Below are 15,487 nucleotides of genomic sequence, written 5' to 3'. Positions count from 1 at the left end.
TTTCTTTTATAAAAAGGAGAAGATATGTTTTATAAACAATTGGAAAATGGTAAATATCGTTTTTATGAAAAATTTTACGACGATAGAGAACAAAAATGGAAGCAGGTTACTGTGACCATGAACTCTAAGTCAAGAGTGTCACAGTCAGAAGCCAAAAGGCGGTTAGCTGTGAAGATAGATAAAGTTTTATCTGCGTCCACAAAGAAGGAGTTGGAACTTCAAAAAATAAATGATATGACATTTAGCCAATTACTGAATGAATGGCAGAATGTTCGTAGAAGTGAAATCAAGCCAGCCAGCTTTAAAAGTGAGATGAATTTTCTACATCACTTCATGGAAGAAGTTGGAAATCTGCGACTTTCGGACTATACAACACCACAGATACAATCGTATTTGTTGGGGTTGAATATTGCGAATGTCACTCGTAAAAATAGAAAAATCTATCTCAATGGTATCTTTGGCTATGCCGAGCGGATTGGATATGTTGCAAAAACTCCTGTCAAAAACGTTGTGATACCAAGAGTTAAGCGTGACTATGAAAAGCTGAAAAAAGCTCAAGAAAATTTCATTACCAAAGAAGAGCTAGGTCAAGTAGTTGCCTATTGTAACAGCCATAATAAGGAAATTCGGTACACCTTGGCAATGGAATTTATCTTTTTAACTGGTTTGAGGTTTGCTGAATTTATTGGTGTGAGATATGAGGATGTTGATTTTGAAAATCACTTGCTGAAAATTGACCATACGATAGATTATGTATCCCATAAATACGACGAGAGGGTATTGACAACGACTAAGACCGTCGGTTCTGTCAGAACGATTATTCTGTCTCAACGATGCCTTAAGATTATTGACTATTTTAGGACGAACTGCCTTGATGAAGTCTTTATTTTTGTGACAAGTAAAGGGCAAATCATGAGGCAACCTAAACTCTATCAATTTATCAAAGATAGATGTGATACAGTTTTAGGGGAAGGGAGAGTTTATGGCATCCACATGCTGAGACACTCCCATATTAGTCTTTTAGCGGAGTTGGGGGTTCCTATAAAAGTTATCATGGAACGTGTCGGTCACATTGATGAATCAATCACACTTAGAGTTTATAGCCATGTAACGCAGAATATGCATGATGATGTCAAGGAAAAACTTAATCGAATTTCTCTATAAAACTAACCATGAGATTAACCATTAACTAACCAAAGCAGGAGAAATTATTGGGAAACATGAGGAAGTAGGGAAATTTGAAAAACGCATAGTAGAGCCTATCGGGATGCTATTAGGAAGTAAGAGGAATTATGAAAAATCAAACCATGAACATTTTTGATACCCATACTCACCTCAACGTTGAAGAGTTTGCAGGGAGAGAAGAAGAGGAATTAGAACTAGCAAAAGAGATGGGAGTCATTGCCCATAATATTGTTGGTTTTGACAAACCGACCATTGAGCGAGCATTAGAATTGGCAGACCAGCACCCAGAAGTTTATCTCACCCTTGGTTGGCATCCTACTGAGGCGGGCGATTATAGTCCTGAGGTAGAGGCCTACTTGCTTGAACAATTGAAACATCCCAAGGTAGTTGCGCTAGGAGAAATCGGTCTGGACTACCACTGGATGACAGCAACTAAGGATGTTCAAGAGAAGGTTTTTCGCCGTCAGATCCAACTGTCTAAGGACTTGGACTTGCCTTTTGTAGTGCATACGCGTGATGCTCTTGTAGATACCTACGCCATCATCAAGAGTGAAGGAGTGGGTCCACGAGGTGGAATTATGCACTCCTTCTCCGGTAGTCTTGAAGAAGCCAAACGCTTCATGGATCTAGGAATGATGATTTCCTTCTCAGGTGTAGTGACGTTTAAGAAGGCGACAGATGTCCAAGAAGCCGCAGCTGGCCTTCCGCTCGATAAGATTTTGGTTGAGACAGATGCCCCTTATCTGGCACCAGTTCCTAAGCGGGGGCGGGAAAATAAAACAGCCTATACCCGTTATGTAGTAGACTTTATTGCAGAGCTTCGTGGAATGACTAGTGAAGAAGTAGCTCAAGCCACCTATGATAATGCGAGAAAGGTATTTGCCCTTGACTGAGAAAAGAAAAATACCAGAAGTGATTGTTGTTGAAGGCAAGGACGATACGGCTAATCTGAAACGCTATTATGAGGTGGATACCTATGAGACACGTGGATCTGCCATTAATCAAGATGACCTCGAACGAATTGCCACCTTGCAAGAGCTGCGTGGAGTCATAGTTTTTACGGATCCGGATTACAATGGGGAGCGCATTCGGAAGATCATCATGCAAGAAATTCCGCAAGCCAAGCATGCCTTTTTAAATCGTGGTGAGGCAGTGCCCAAATCAAAAACCAAGGGCCGTTCCTTGGGAGTAGAACATGCCAGCTTTGAAGACTTGGAAAAAGCCCTTGCTGGACTGGTGGGCTCCTATGAAGATGAGCATTTCTTTGATATTACCAAGTCAGATCTGATGCGACTCGGCCTGCTGATGGGCAGTGACAGTCGCAAACGACGGGAATATCTAGGCGAAGCCTTACGCATCGGCTATTGTAATGGCAAACAACTGCTCAAACGTTTGGAGTTGTTTGGAATTTGTTTGGCGCAAGTCGAAGAAACGATGGCTAGTTATTAAAAAAGAGATAGAGGTGGAAGATGGGATTGTTCGACCTATTTAAAGATAAGAAAAAAGAGCTGGGCTTTTCGTTAGAGAATGTTCAAGTGGAGCACCAAAAGAACCCGCGACATTTTTTGATTCCTAGTCAAGAAGAAATCGACCAATTGAAGATTGGAGATCAGGTTCGTCTTATCTTTGTGCTGGATACAGTTATGGAGAATGGGTGTCGAGCAGAGCGTATGTGGGTTGAACTGACTGAGATTCGTGATGGAAAATTTAAAGGACGTTTAACCAATCAACCGGTTTATATTACCTCCATCCAGCTTGGAGATGAGCTGGATTTTGCGCAGGAACATATCGCAAGCCTGATGGTTCCTCCGCTGAATCTTGATACGCAAAGAGGGGCCATGATTACCAAGGATTGCTTCCTACGACGTGAGATTAATTGGGCGATTCACGATGTCCCTCATCATCCACAAGATAGTGGTTGGCAGTTCTTTACAGGTTATGAGTCCCAGGAAGACTTGGACGATCCGTCTAAGATTACCATCATCAGTCTTGAAGACGCCTTGGAAATGGAGCCCTTGTTGGAGACTGTCTTAGATAAGAATGGGGAAGCTTATGTCTACCAAGCGGAGCAAAATGCCTTTGTAGAAGACTGTTAGACTAGCCTGCGGAGAAAAAAGAGAGTGTATGTCTCACCCTAAACTGATTAGAAAAGAGAAAAAATGAGAATTGCAGATTATAGCGTGACCAAGGCAGTCCTTGAGCGTCACGGTTTTACCTTTAAAAAATCCTTTGGTCAAAACTTCTTGACCGATACCAACATCCTTCAAAAAATTGTGGATACGTCTGAGATTGATAAGCAGGTCAATGTCATCGAAATCGGTCCTGGAATTGGAGCCCTCACTGAGTTTTTGGCGGAAAATGCGGCAGAAGTCATGGCCTTTGAGATCGATGACCGCTTGGTTCCCATTTTGGCGGATACCTTGCGTGATTTTGACAATGTCACGGTTGTCAACCAAGACATCCTCAAGGTAGACCTCAACCAGTACATCGCGGAGTTTAAAAATCCGGACCTTCCGATCAAGGTAGTGGCTAACCTTCCGTATTACATCACGACTCCAATCCTCATGCACTTGATTGAATCCAAGATTCCTTTCCAAGAATTTGTGGTCATGATGCAAAAAGAGGTGGCAGACCGTATCTCAGCTGAGCCCAACACCAAGGCTTATGGTTCGTTATCCATTGCAGTCCAATACTATATGACGGCTAAGGTAGCCTTTATCGTGCCTCGCACCGTCTTTGTGCCAGCACCAAATGTCGACTCTGCCATCCTCAAGATGGTGCGTCGAGAAGAACCGGCAGTAACCGTCAAGGATGAAGATTTCTTCTTCTCTGTCAGCAAGGCTAGCTTTGTTCACCGCCGTAAAACTCTTTGGAACAATTTAACCAGTCGCTTTGGCAAGACAGAAGAAATCAAAGCCAAACTAGAAGTAGGGATCGAAGCTGCAGGCCTGCAACCATCTGTGCGAGGAGAAGCTCTTAGTTTAGAAGACTTCGCCCGCTTAGCAGATGGCCTTCTAGAAGCAGGAATGAAGTAATAGAAAAGACATGAGATACGAATCTCATGTCTTTTTGAATGATGGAAGGAAAGGACGGGATTTGAACCCGCGCATGAAGAAAACCCACTTGCCGGATTTTGAGTTCTATGAATACACTTTTTAAATCTTATATCCTTGATTTAATAGGGTTTTAGGACTTTTGAATCTTTCAAAATAGACTCATTTTTCAAATTTTAGTAACTTTTTAGTAACTCTGTTGTATCAAAAACTTTTTACATATACTACTATCTTCGTTATAGCTAACTTTAATTCTCATTTATTAAGTATACCTAAGTTTTATGTTTAAATTTTGTATGGAATAGCTGTACATCTTAATAAAGTTATGATTTCGCTTTCAAAGAAACCTCGTTTATGATACTATTATGAAAATAGAAAAAATTCTTAGTTCGCTAATGACCTTTATACGAGATCCAGAGGAAATAGAAATTTTATCCATTAAAAATACGTTTCATAAGTTACTTACTTGATATTAACAGGATTCCAATATTGTATAATTAAATCAAATATGACGCTGGGACCAGGAGGATTTATTATGGTTAATAATCTAGCTGTTGAAGTCACAAATCTTTCAAAAGAATTTTTACTAGGACAAGATAAAACTGTCTCTATTTTGAAAGATGTTTCTTTATCTGTCAATTATGGGGAATTTGTATCAATCCTTGGTGTCAGTGGTTCTGGAAAGTCAACTTTATTAAGTTGTTTATCAAGTTTATCTGAACCAACAAGTGGCGAAGTTGTTATCAATGGTGTGAATCCATACACTTTAAAAGAAGGGAAACTTGCTAAATTTAGAAGGCAAGATATTGCAATTATTTTTCAAAATTATAATCTGGTACCCGCTCTACCTGTTCTAGAAAATGTTACACTTCCTCTGAGACTTTCAGGAAAGAGTGTTGATAGCAATAAAGTTAAAAAAATGTTGGATAGTTTAAATTTTAAAGCAGAACTATCGTCATTAGTTGCTACCTTATCAGGTGGAGAACAGCAAAAAGTGGCTATTTCTCGTGCAATAATAGCTGATAGTAAAATTATTTTTGCTGATGAGCCAACAGGAGCTCTGGACAGCGTCTCAAGAAGACTTATTTTTGAAACACTTTGTAATTTAGCGAGTCAAGGAAAATGTGTTTTTATGGTCACTCATGATATTGAGTTGGCTTCAAAAACTGACAGAGCACTCATTTTAAAAGACGGAAAAATATCTCGACAAATTATTAAACCTTCAGCTGATGAGCTCTACCAAGCACTTGAAAGTAGTAAAGATTAATTTGAGGAGGATTTATTATGCTAAAATTAATCATTTACCAATTTCAGTACTCAAAAAGACAATGGTTAGGAACAATACCATTACTATTTGTATCTAGCCTGATTGTTGGAACATCTTCATTTGGTATTGCTAGTTCAATAAAGACTGCTAATATTAACGCTTCACAACTTTTTCAAATGCTAATAGTTTTTGGCGGGACTACTCTATTTTTCCTTATTTCAAATAATATAAGACTGCTAATAGATATCTTTAAAAAGGATTACCAATTATGGGCTATCTTAGGCGCAAGCAGAACTCAGCTATCTTTATTAGTATCTGGACAGTTTTATTTAATGGCAGTGATTGTTAGTAGTATTGGTACAATACTTTCATTCTTCATGGCAGATGGTTACTACAAATTTTTACAAAATTTATTAGGAAGAGATGAGTTACCTGATTTAGTTATTACAGCCAACATTCAATCAATTTTATTGAGTGTTTTTATAGTCCCAACAATTGTCGGGATAGGAGCTTACTTTTATTCAAGTCGAATACTTAAAATAGCATCAATATTAAAACCAAAAAAGAAAAAAAGAAAAGTTACAATAACTGGTTTTGTTAACATCTCTGTTAATTTATTCCTATGGTTACTATGTATAGGTTTTATTGTTTCAGCAGGTTTTATCAGAAACAAAGTAATAATTGCAACACAGTCAAGCATAATATTATTTTTATTAATTATTCACATCCTTATTATTCAATCACTATCTCCATCAATTCAAATGTTTCTAATAAAATTTTTAATGAGGATATTTCCAACTGAAAATTATGTAATCAATACAGGCTTTTGGGATATACTATCCAATCCTAGCTATTTGAAAAGTATACAAACTTCAATGAGCATGGGAGTAACTCTCATTTCTGGGTTTATTCTTTACACCCAAAATATGTATTCATTCATGAATACAGCAAACGGTGTACAAGAAGCAAGGGCTTCCTTTATTGCTTATCTGTCTGCTCCAATTATTCTGATTATTACTAGTTCTATTTCTCTTACAATTTTATCTTCTAATAAAGATATTGAGGACATTAAACAATTAAAGACACTGGGAGTTTCAAGATTACAACTTTTTAAAATACGTATAGCCGAGGCGATAATACATTCGGTATTAATTTTATTAGTATCAGTAGTTTTCAATTTAATTATTTTAATTTTAGTTAGCTTTATTGGCCAACTTTTAGGCCGTAGTTTAGTAGATATATCAGGTTTCTGGCAACCGAGTCTTATAGTTATTTCTTTGTTAGTTATTTTTTATAGTATTACAAAGGGATTTTATTTATTTCAAGATAGATAAATTGGAATAGTTACTGATTCAAAAAGAACATACTTATTGACATTGAAACAAAAGCAATACTAAAACGAAAAAGACAAGGATAAAACACCTTGTCTTTTTAAAATACTAGCAACTTAGACTAACATAGTTTCAAAGCAAAAACAAACTAATGGCAAAATCTAAATGCCAAATCATCGATTAATCAATTCCTCAATTTCCTTTATCCCTTCAAACTCTTCAACACTTTCGAAAAGTTCTATAGCTCGTTTGAAATGTCTATGGGATAATTCCGTATCTTCCAAGGCTAAATAGATCTCACCTAACCCTCTGTAGCTACAAGCCTGAGAAATCACATCATCAGTCTCTAAAGATTGTTCCAGTGACAGATTCATGAATGTAAGAGCTTCATCAAGATTGTTTAATTTCAATCTCACATAGCCTTGTTCGTAGTTATTTATAGCTTTCTTTAGATTATCATTGGGAAAATGCTCTTCAATTATCTTCTCTTCATCTTCAATGAGCTTTAAAGCCTTATGAAAATCACCCTGATCTCTGTAGATCATCGCTAATTGATGTAAGCCAATGTGTTCATGTTCTTTATCTTCATTTTGTTGAGCTAATAAAATGTATTTCTCAAAGATACGGGTACACGAGGCATAGTCTTTTTCTGCCAATAATAAATACCCCATCAGATTTAAAAGGCTAAAATCTGTACAGGTATCAATGGAAAAATCTTGTTCAACCAACTTTTTAGCTTCTGATGTTTTTCCCTCCAGAAACAAGTTCCAAGCTGTATCAAGTTTAGAGACCATCTATTTCCCCCTTTCAACTATAAACAACCTTCATAAAATAAAATCACTCAACAAGAATATACTAATCTTTACCTATTGAAACTTAATCAAATAAACCATACTTTTATAAATCAAGTCATCTAGCCCACTTTTGCTGATAGTGACCATTTCCTCCCTATAATGAAAATCCTTTATTAGCTAGATAACATTAAAATCTGTCTAGCTATACATCATTAGCAAAAGAATTCCTGTTGCATTTCCAAGAATATGAGAAAGTGTAGAAATCAAACAATTCCCAGACTTTTTATAAATCATTGCATAGATGATACTATCAACAAAAATCATGAAAATATCGTAGCTTACAAGCTCAACGCTTCCACTAGAAATATGGGCTATCGCGAACAATAAAGAAGATAGAATGGCACAAAGCCAAAATGGTATAATTCTCATTGACTTACCAAGAAAGAAACCTCTCCATGCAATTTCTTCCCCCAAGGCTGCGATTACTATTTGAACCATAAGGAGCGGTATTTTATCGAAGGATAACATACCATCCGTTCTTCCCAAAACATGACTAGCAAAAGCGCCCTTGAATATCATATCGCCGATAAGCAAAGTTGCTGCGGCGGTTCCTACAGGAAGCAAGACCAAAAGAATTACCCCTTGTTTTTTCAGATCATCGAAAAATGATTTAAAGCGCAAACCTGATTCTATATGTGATTTTTTATCAAAATGTTCAAGAACAAAGAAAAAGAGAATACCAATCAGTACAGTGAGACCTGACAAAGAAAGTTCAGGTATTATCTTTGTCAAAGACAATACTGCCATTAGAAACAAACCAATGATCGTAGTATATACAGACTTTTTATCTATTTTAGCAAAATCAGGCATAAATATTTCTCCTCAACGTTAGTAGGGCGACATGGTTATTCATTTGTCCTGAATTGTCAAACTAGGTGCACAATTCAAGACTTAAAAAACTTTCGCCAAAAGATTTCTAGGATTTCACGAGCAAAGTTACACACTCAACAATTCGCTGTTGTCGTTGGTAATCGAGTCCGGTGCCGTACCGAGCTGAGCTACCTTTCCAAGATGCGGAGAAAGGGATTTGAACCCTCACGCCCGAAGGGGCACATGCGCCTGAAGCATGCGTGTCTGCCGTTCCACCACCTCCGCATAGTTCTATTATACTCTTTTTAGAAGAAATGCCAAGAAAAAATAGTAACAGAATTTATATAGTGATTCTGTACTGACTCTTAAGGTGATATAAAATTCTAATATATATAGAATTTAAGGTTCGCAAGCGCTATCGTATATTTTTTGATATAATGGTAGTATTAACTTTAAAGGAGTGCCAGTTGCAAGGAACGATTGTTAAAGCCTTGGCCGGTTTTTATTATGTGGAGTGCGAGGGAGAAATTTACCAAACACGCGCCCGAGGAAATTTCCGGAAAAAGGGACAAACTCCCTACGTTGGAGATAAGGTAGAATTTTCAGCCGAAGAAAATTCGGAAGGCTATATTTTAAAAATATTCCCAAGAAAGAATAGCTTAGTCCGTCCGCCGATTGTGAATATAGATCAGGCTGTCGTCATCATGTCTGCCAAAGAGCCAGATTTTAATGTTAATTTATTGGACCGATTTTTGGTCCTCTTGGAACAAAAAGTGATTCATCCGATTGTCTATATTTCAAAAATGGACTTACTAGAAGATCCAGCTGAGATGCTTCCTTTCCAGGAAGTCTATCGCAAAATGGGGTATGACTTTGTCACTGACAAGGAAGAGCTCTTGCCTCTCTTGAAGAATCAGGTAACGGTCTTTATTGGCCAAACAGGAGTGGGGAAATCCACCCTCTTGAATACCTTGGCTCCAGAGTTGGAACTAGAGACAGGAGAGATCTCTGATAGTCTTGGACGAGGTCGCCATACGACACGAGCTGTCAGTTTCTATGATCTCAATGGGGGCAAAATTGCGGATACCCCTGGCTTTTCCTCTTTAGATTACGAAGTCGATAATGCGGAAGATTTGAATCATGCTTTTCCAGATATCGCCAAGGTAAGCCAAGATTGCAAGTTCCGTACTTGTACCCATACACATGAACCATCCTGTGCCGTCAAGCCTGCAGTCGAGGAAGGGATTATTGCTTCCTTCCGTTTTGAGAATTACTTACAGTTTTTGAGTGAGATCGAAAACAGACGAGAAACCTATAAAAAAGTATCGAAAAAATTACCCAAATAAGGAGATCTGAATAATATGAAAACAAACAAATTAGCCCCTTCTATTTTGAGTGCAGATTATGCAAATTTTGAAAGTGAATTGAAAAAATTAGAAGCATCTGGTGCGGAGTACGCTCACATCGATGTGATGGACGGCCACTTTGTGCCTAATATCAGCTTTGGAGCTGGTGTAGTTGCTAGTATGCGTCCTCACAGCAAGTTAGTGTTTGACTGCCACTTGATGGTTACCAATCCTGAGCAACATATTGAAGAGTTTGCGCGTGCCGGGGCAGATATCATTAGCATTCACGTAGAAGCGACTCCACACATCCATGGGGCCCTTCAAAAAATTCGCTTGGCAGGGGTAAAACCAAGTGTGGTCATCAATCCAGGGACCCCTGTTGAAAGTATCCAACACATCTTGAACTTGGTAGACCAAGTACTTGTCATGACTGTCAACCCAGGATTTGGTGGGCAAGCCTTCCTGCCAGAAACCATGGATAAGATTCGTCAATTGGTTCAATTGCGTGAAGAAAAAAGCTTGGATTTCGATATTGAAGTCGATGGGGGAATTGATGATAAGACGATTCACGCTGCGAAAGAAGCAGGAGCAAACGTCTTTGTAGCAGGTTCCTATGTGTTTAATGGAGATGTGAATGAACGAGTTCAAACCCTTCGAGCAGCCATCCAAGACTAAGGTTGCGATTGTAGCTGGAGGCCGAGTGGAAGCCATTCCGCTAGACTTGGATGTTTATGTCGGAGTGGATGCAGGTTGCCTTTTCCTATTAGAGCAAGGATTGGAACTATCTTTAGCAGTTGGAGATTTTGACTCTGTCGAGCCAGAGGAATTCCAGAGTATTCAATCTGCGGCTCATGAATTACGGACCTCGGTAGCAGAAAAAAATGATACGGATCTGGAATTAGCGATTAAGGAAGTATTAGAACGTTGGCCTCAAGCGGAAATCCTAATTTTTGGAGCCTTTGGTGGTCGCCTGGATCACCACTTGGCCAGCGTTTTTTTGCCCAGCGATCCAGAGATTGCACCCTTTATGTCGCAACTTTACTTGATGGACCAACAAAATTATCTCTGCTATCGTCCAGTAGGCTGCCATACCATTCTGCCTATAGCAGGCTATATCTATGTAGCTTTTATGCCAGTTGAGGGAGCTTCCTTCCAGATTGAAGGAGCCAAGTATCCCCTAAATCAGACCAATTATTTTAAAAAGGCTATTTATGGTTCCAACGAGTTTATCAATCAGCCGATTACCTTAACCGTTGATCGAGGCTACGCCCTTATCATTTATAGCAAGGATGGGAAATAAGATGGAATTAATCCTTTTTGTATTAGGAGTGGGAAATCTTGTCTTGCTCTTCTTGCTCTACCAGCAACGGACAGCTGATAACAAACAGGTCCGTGACTTACTGGAGGACCAAGAAGATCATCTTTCGGATCAGCTGGATTACCGATTTGAAAGAGAGCGACAAGCTCAGCAAATCACTGGTCAGCAGATAGAGATGGCGATCAGTGACCGTCTTATGGAATTACGGACAGAAATGCATCAGCAAACGACTGCTTTACGAGCAGAACTTGCTGAGAATTTCACTAAAAACCGAGACAAAACGGACGAGCGGATGCAACAGATTCAAGCTTCCAATGATTTGCGCTTGGAGCAGATGCGTCAAACGGTCGAAGAAAAGTTGGAAAAAACCTTGCACAGTCGTCTTCAAACCTCTTTTGAGACAGTCTCCAAACAATTGGAGTCGGTCAATAAAGGTCTTGGGGAAATGCAGACGGTCGCTAGAGATGTGGGGAGTCTCAATAAGGTCCTCTCCAATACCAAAACCCGTGGGATTATGGGAGAACTCCAACTGGGCCAGATCATCGAAGATATCCTAACTCCCGCCCAATACGAGAGAGAGTTCGTAACAGTTCCCCATTCCAGCGAACGCGTCGAGTATGCAATCAAGATGCCTGGTCAGGTAAGAGGGGAATACGTCTATCTGCCAATCGACTCTAAGTTTCCTCTGGAGGGATATTACCGACTGGAAGAAGCCTATGAAAGTGGAGAGAAAGAGGAGATTGAGCGTTGTCGCAAGCTCCTATTGGCTAGTATCAAACAATTTGCCAAGGACATTCATCAAAAATACCTCTATCCGCCTGCTACCACTAATTTTGGGATTCTCTTTTTACCGACGGAAGGCCTCTATTCAGAAGTGGTCCGCGATCCAGCCTTCTTTGATCGCCTCCGAAGAGAGGAACAGATCGTCGTCGCGGGGCCAAGTACGCTTTCAGCCTTGTTGAATTCCCTATCGGTTGGATTTAAGACCCTGAATATTCAACGAAGTGCGGATGATATTAGCAAGGTCCTTGCATCCGTCAAGACGGAGTTCCAAAAATTTGGAGGCGTTTTAGAAAAGACCCAACGGCAGTTGAAGCATGCCTCTGGCAACATTGATGACCTCTTAAACCGAAGAACAAATGCTATCGAGCGCACACTCCGAAACATTGAAACGTCAGAGAATCTAGATATAGCAAGCCTATTGAATTTAGAAGATGGAGAAGATGATGGTCAAAATTAATCAAATGAAAAAAGACGAATTATTTGAAGGCTTCTACCTCATTAAGTCAGCAGATGTTCGTCAGACACGTGCTGGAAAGAACTATCTTGCCTTTGTCTTCCAAGATGAGACAGGCACGATTGAAGGAAAATTGTGGGATGCTCAGCCACATAATGTGGAGCAATTTCAGGCTGGGCGTGTGGTTCATATGAGTGGCCGTCGGGAGGTCTACAACAATACGCCTCAGGTCAATCAGTTAACCTTGCGCTTACCTCAAAGTGGGGAGCCATCAAATCCAGCAGACTTTAAGGAAAAACCTCCGGTAAATCCAGTCGATTTGAAAGATTACCTATCGGGAATGATTTTCAAAATAGAAAATCCAGTTTGGCAACGTGTGGTGCGGGCGCTATACAGCAAGTACGACAAAGAGTTCTACTCATATCCTGCAGCCAAAACCAACCACCATGCTTTTGAGACTGGCTTAGCCTATCATACAGCCACCATGGTTCGTTTGGCTGAGAGCATCTCTCAGGTTTATCCTCAATTAAACCAGAGTCTCCTCTATGCCGGCATCATGCTCCATGATCTTGCCAAGGTACTGGAGCTATCAGGGCCTGAAAATACAGAGTATACAGTTCGAGGGAACCTCATCGGGCACATCGCTCTCATCGATGAAGAAATTACCAAGGTCTTACAAGAGTTAAAGATTTACGATCAAAAAGAAGATGTGATTGTGTTGCGCCATGTGATTTTGAGTCACCATGGTTTACTAGAATATGGTAGCCCGGTTCGTCCAAAAATCATGGAAGCCGAGATCATCCATATGATTGATAACCTAGATGCAGAAATGATGATGATGACTTCTGCCTTAGCTTTAGTAGGCCCTGGTGAAATGACCAATAAGATTTTTGCCTTGGACAATCGCTCCTTCTATAAGCCAAATTTAAAAGATTCCTAATAAACTGGCCTTAAATAACCTGCTCTTGGTTTGTTAGTAAAAAAACCAAAAACGAATGTTGTGAGACTAACAATGTTCGTTTTTTGGTATAATATGGTATAATACAATAAAAAAACTATGTGGAGAGAAAATGAAGCTAAGAAGAAGTGAGCGGATGGTTGTAATCTCGAATTACTTGATTAATCATCCCTACGAATTGACGAGTTTAAATACATTTGCCGAAAGATACGAATCTGCCAAATCATCTATTTCTGAGGACATTGTCATTATTAAACGGGCCTTTGAAGAAATGGAAATTGGAAGCATTGAAACTCTTACCGGTGCAGGTGGAGGGGTCATCTTTACACCATCGATTTCGGATGCAGATTCAAAAGAAATCGTCCAAAATTTGTGCAATCAATTGTCAGAAAGTAACCGGATTTTACCAGGTGGTTATATCTACCTTTCGGATTTGCTAAGTGATCCAAAAATCTTAAATAATATTGGTCGCATTATTGCCAAGGCCTTCCGAGATCAAAAAATCGATGCTGTCATGACGGTAGCCACTAAGGGTGTCCCATTAGCAAACGCGGTAGCCAATGTCTTAAATGTTCCTTTTGTCATTGTACGACGCGATTTGAAAATTACAGAAGGCTCAACGGTCAGTGTCAACTACGTATCTGGTTCCAGTGGCGATCGGATTGAGAAAATGTTCCTATCCAAACGTAGTTTGAAAGCTGGAAGCCGTGTCTTGATTGTCGATGACTTCCTTAAAGGAGGGGGAACGATCAGTGGGATGGTTAGCCTCTTAGCTGAGTTCGATTCAGAGTTGGCAGGAGTCGCTATTTTTGCGGACAATGCTTCGGCTAGAAGTAAAGATTTATTCGATCACAAGTCACTTCTACGTGTGACCAACATTGATGTAGCAGAAAATAAAATTGATGTAGAAATCGGAAATATTTTCGATAAGAACTAAGGCTGGAGAGGGAGAAAGGAAAATGAAAACAATTTTAGACCGTTTTGATCGTAGTCCCCTATGGCTTCGATTGGCAACGATATTCATCTTGACTGGAGTTCTTGTCGGTGGGCTTTATACGGTTCGTAAAAATTCTGCAGACCAGGTCACAGTGGTAAAACAAGAAACCAAAAAAACAGGTTCTCTTCCTATTAAGAAGAAAGATCCTAAAAAAGCCAAAGAAGAAGAGGAAACGAAAATCCTTGAAGTTGCTGAAAAAGCAGTCGCTCATTTTGAAACCACAGCAACTCAAGAAACCTTAACCGCTGCGCAAGAGGCTGTAGAAAAAGTGAAGGACGAAACCAAGAAACAGGCCTTTCAAGCTCGTATTCAGTACATTGTAGACTATTACGGAATGCAAACCAATCAGAATACTCAATCAACTGATACGAATCAAGCTAGCCAAACAGTTCAACCTCAACAAGTCGTTCCCGCAGAAGTCCCTCAGTATCAGTCCAATGAGGTTCCTCAGGTTTCAAATGCTACCACACCAGCTGTAACGCAACAAACTGAACAATAATCTAGCGCGATTTTAAGAAGAAGCAATCGTGCAAAAAAGAGAAAAAAATCTTGACAGTGAAAGTACCGCTATGTTACAATAATAGACGGTACTTTTTACTTTTGGTCTCTCAAGAGTGTACAGGGACGTGCTGACAAATGTTGCAAAAGTACACACAGATGATAGCTGTCACCAAGTGTATCATCACCAAAAATAAAAAAATACAGGAGAATGTAGATGCCTACAATTAACCAATTGGTTCGCAAACCGCGTAAATCAAAAGTAGAAAAATCTAAATCACCAGCTTTGAACGTTGGTTACAACAGTCATAAAAAAGTTCAAACAAACGTTTCTTCACCACAAAAACGTGGTGTTGCAACTCGTGTTGGAACAATGACACCTAAAAAACCTAACTCTGCCCTTCGTAAATTCGCTCGTGTACGTTTGAGCAACTTGATCGAAGTTACTGCCTACATCCCAGGTATCGGACACAACTTGCAAGAGCACAGCGTGGTGCTTCTTCGTGGTGGACGTGTAAAAGACCTTCCAGGGGTACGTTACCATATCGTCCGTGGTGCACTTGATACTGCAGGTGTTAACGATCGTAAACAAGGCCGTTCTAAATACGGTACTAAACGTCCAAAAGCATAAGG

At 39.6% G+C, this 15,487-nt stretch carries 17 protein-coding genes and 1 tRNA gene; 15 read left to right on the top strand and 3 right to left on the bottom strand.

The window, feature by feature from the left end:
• The first annotated feature begins 24 nt into the window (after positions 1–24).
• The 7 genes from LXO72_RS05475 (at position 25) to LXO72_RS05445 (ending at position 6,839) form a co-directional block, all read left to right on the top strand.
• Positions 25–1,164 carry a tyrosine-type recombinase/integrase gene (locus LXO72_RS05475; protein WP_233331754.1) on the top strand — a complete coding sequence of 380 codons (1,140 nt, stop codon included), beginning with the start codon at positions 25–27 and terminating at the stop codon, positions 1,162–1,164.
• 128 nt (positions 1,165–1,292) lie between these two features.
• A complete protein-coding gene (locus tag LXO72_RS05470; RefSeq protein ID WP_442805157.1) occupies positions 1,293–2,078 on the top strand; it encodes a TatD family hydrolase in 786 nt (261 codons plus the stop codon).
• Positions 2,050–2,634, top strand: coding sequence for a ribonuclease M5 (gene rnmV / locus LXO72_RS05465; RefSeq protein WP_185776833.1), 585 nt, complete (start codon positions 2,050–2,052; stop codon positions 2,632–2,634). Before LXO72_RS05470 ends, rnmV begins: the two co-directional genes overlap by 29 nt.
• A 20-nt stretch (positions 2,635–2,654) precedes the next feature.
• Positions 2,655–3,281 (top strand): immunity protein Imm33 domain-containing protein, encoded by a 627-nt coding sequence (locus LXO72_RS05460; protein ID WP_125329238.1) that lies wholly within the window; start codon positions 2,655–2,657, stop codon positions 3,279–3,281.
• A gap of 63 nt (positions 3,282–3,344) precedes the next feature.
• Positions 3,345–4,220, top strand: a complete 876-nt coding sequence (gene rsmA / locus LXO72_RS05455; RefSeq protein WP_156676964.1) for a 16S rRNA (adenine(1518)-N(6)/adenine(1519)-N(6))-dimethyltransferase RsmA — start codon at positions 3,345–3,347, stop codon at positions 4,218–4,220.
• 553 nt (positions 4,221–4,773) lie between these two features.
• Entirely contained in the window at positions 4,774–5,505 is a 732-nt protein-coding gene (locus LXO72_RS05450) for an ABC transporter ATP-binding protein (protein ID WP_233331753.1), read from the top strand.
• 17 nt (positions 5,506–5,522) lie between these two features.
• Positions 5,523–6,839: a beta-carotene 15,15'-monooxygenase gene (locus LXO72_RS05445; protein ID WP_223363884.1), complete on the top strand. Its 1,317-nt coding sequence runs from the start codon at positions 5,523–5,525 to the stop codon at positions 6,837–6,839.
• Between the two features lie 170 nt (positions 6,840–7,009).
• Here LXO72_RS05445 and LXO72_RS05440 read toward each other — a convergent pair whose 3' ends face one another.
• The 3 genes from LXO72_RS05440 to LXO72_RS05430 all read right to left on the bottom strand — a co-directional run bounded on the left by LXO72_RS05440 (position 7,010) and on the right by LXO72_RS05430 (position 8,785).
• Entirely contained in the window at positions 7,010–7,630 is a 621-nt protein-coding gene (locus tag LXO72_RS05440) for a tetratricopeptide repeat protein (RefSeq protein ID WP_223363885.1), read from the bottom strand.
• Positions 7,631–7,828: 198 nt separating this feature from the next.
• Positions 7,829–8,500: a CPBP family intramembrane glutamic endopeptidase gene (locus LXO72_RS05435; RefSeq protein ID WP_223363886.1), complete on the bottom strand. Its 672-nt coding sequence runs from the start codon at positions 8,498–8,500 to the stop codon at positions 7,829–7,831.
• A 202-nt stretch (positions 8,501–8,702) separates the two neighbouring features.
• Positions 8,703–8,785 (bottom strand) — tRNA-Leu (locus LXO72_RS05430).
• A gap of 182 nt (positions 8,786–8,967) precedes the next feature.
• Here LXO72_RS05430 and rsgA point away from each other — a divergent pair.
• From rsgA to rpsL, 8 genes are all read left to right on the top strand, one after another.
• Positions 8,968–9,846 (top strand): ribosome small subunit-dependent GTPase A, encoded by an 879-nt coding sequence (gene rsgA / locus LXO72_RS05425; RefSeq protein ID WP_125329236.1) that lies wholly within the window; start codon positions 8,968–8,970, stop codon positions 9,844–9,846.
• A gap of 15 nt (positions 9,847–9,861) precedes the next feature.
• Positions 9,862–10,521, top strand: coding sequence for a ribulose-phosphate 3-epimerase (rpe, locus tag LXO72_RS05420; protein WP_125329235.1), 660 nt, complete (start codon positions 9,862–9,864; stop codon positions 10,519–10,521).
• Positions 10,481–11,146: a thiamine diphosphokinase gene (locus tag LXO72_RS05415; RefSeq protein WP_073690263.1), complete on the top strand. Its 666-nt coding sequence runs from the start codon at positions 10,481–10,483 to the stop codon at positions 11,144–11,146. Before rpe ends, LXO72_RS05415 begins: the two co-directional genes overlap by 41 nt.
• Before the next feature lies 1 nt (position 11,147).
• Entirely contained in the window at positions 11,148–12,404 is a 1,257-nt protein-coding gene (locus LXO72_RS05410) for a DNA recombination protein RmuC (protein ID WP_233331752.1), read from the top strand.
• Positions 12,391–13,341: a 3'-5' exoribonuclease YhaM family protein gene (locus LXO72_RS05405; RefSeq protein WP_223355955.1), complete on the top strand. Its 951-nt coding sequence runs from the start codon at positions 12,391–12,393 to the stop codon at positions 13,339–13,341. Before LXO72_RS05410 ends, LXO72_RS05405 begins: the two co-directional genes overlap by 14 nt.
• 130 nt (positions 13,342–13,471) lie before the next feature.
• Entirely contained in the window at positions 13,472–14,296 is an 825-nt protein-coding gene (purR, locus tag LXO72_RS05400; RefSeq protein WP_223355954.1) for a pur operon repressor, read from the top strand.
• A gap of 22 nt (positions 14,297–14,318) precedes the next feature.
• Positions 14,319–14,855, top strand: a complete 537-nt coding sequence (locus LXO72_RS05395; protein WP_233331751.1) for a hypothetical protein — start codon at positions 14,319–14,321, stop codon at positions 14,853–14,855.
• Positions 14,856–15,071: 216 nt separating this feature from the next.
• Positions 15,072–15,485 carry a 30S ribosomal protein S12 gene (gene rpsL, locus LXO72_RS05390; protein ID WP_001142332.1) on the top strand — a complete coding sequence of 138 codons (414 nt, stop codon included), beginning with the start codon at positions 15,072–15,074 and terminating at the stop codon, positions 15,483–15,485.
• The last annotated feature ends 2 nt before the right edge of the window (positions 15,486–15,487 follow it).

It is taken from the genome of Streptococcus sp. XMC, assembly GCF_021341835.1.
Classification (GTDB): Bacteria; Bacillota; Bacilli; order Lactobacillales; family Streptococcaceae; genus Streptococcus.
This window is presented reverse-complemented; position numbering and strand designations above follow the sequence as displayed.

Bases quoted from the DNA above. Each gene is read 5' to 3' on its own strand.
- LXO72_RS05475 (WP_233331754.1), top strand. From the start codon at position 25: ATGTTTTATAAACAATTGGAAAATGGTAAATATCGTTTTTATGAAAAA.
- LXO72_RS05470 (WP_442805157.1), top strand. From the start codon at position 1,293: ATGAAAAATCAAACCATGAACATTTTTGATACCCATACTCACCTCAAC.
- rnmV (WP_185776833.1), top strand. From the start codon at position 2,050: ATGCGAGAAAGGTATTTGCCCTTGACTGAGAAAAGAAAAATACCAGAA.
- LXO72_RS05460 (WP_125329238.1), top strand. From the start codon at position 2,655: ATGGGATTGTTCGACCTATTTAAAGATAAGAAAAAAGAGCTGGGCTTT.
- rsmA (WP_156676964.1), top strand. From the start codon at position 3,345: ATGAGAATTGCAGATTATAGCGTGACCAAGGCAGTCCTTGAGCGTCAC.
- LXO72_RS05450 (WP_233331753.1), top strand. From the start codon at position 4,774: ATGGTTAATAATCTAGCTGTTGAAGTCACAAATCTTTCAAAAGAATTT.
- LXO72_RS05445 (WP_223363884.1), top strand. From the start codon at position 5,523: ATGCTAAAATTAATCATTTACCAATTTCAGTACTCAAAAAGACAATGG.
- LXO72_RS05440 (WP_223363885.1), bottom strand. From the start codon at position 7,630: ATGGTCTCTAAACTTGATACAGCTTGGAACTTGTTTCTGGAGGGAAAA.
- LXO72_RS05435 (WP_223363886.1), bottom strand. From the start codon at position 8,500: ATGCCTGATTTTGCTAAAATAGATAAAAAGTCTGTATATACTACGATC.
- rpe (WP_125329235.1), top strand. From the start codon at position 9,862: ATGAAAACAAACAAATTAGCCCCTTCTATTTTGAGTGCAGATTATGCA.
- LXO72_RS05415 (WP_073690263.1), top strand. From the start codon at position 10,481: ATGAACGAGTTCAAACCCTTCGAGCAGCCATCCAAGACTAAGGTTGCG.
- LXO72_RS05410 (WP_233331752.1), top strand. From the start codon at position 11,148: ATGGAATTAATCCTTTTTGTATTAGGAGTGGGAAATCTTGTCTTGCTC.
- LXO72_RS05405 (WP_223355955.1), top strand. From the start codon at position 12,391: ATGGTCAAAATTAATCAAATGAAAAAAGACGAATTATTTGAAGGCTTC.
- purR (WP_223355954.1), top strand. From the start codon at position 13,472: ATGAAGCTAAGAAGAAGTGAGCGGATGGTTGTAATCTCGAATTACTTG.
- LXO72_RS05395 (WP_233331751.1), top strand. From the start codon at position 14,319: ATGAAAACAATTTTAGACCGTTTTGATCGTAGTCCCCTATGGCTTCGA.
- rpsL (WP_001142332.1), top strand. From the start codon at position 15,072: ATGCCTACAATTAACCAATTGGTTCGCAAACCGCGTAAATCAAAAGTA.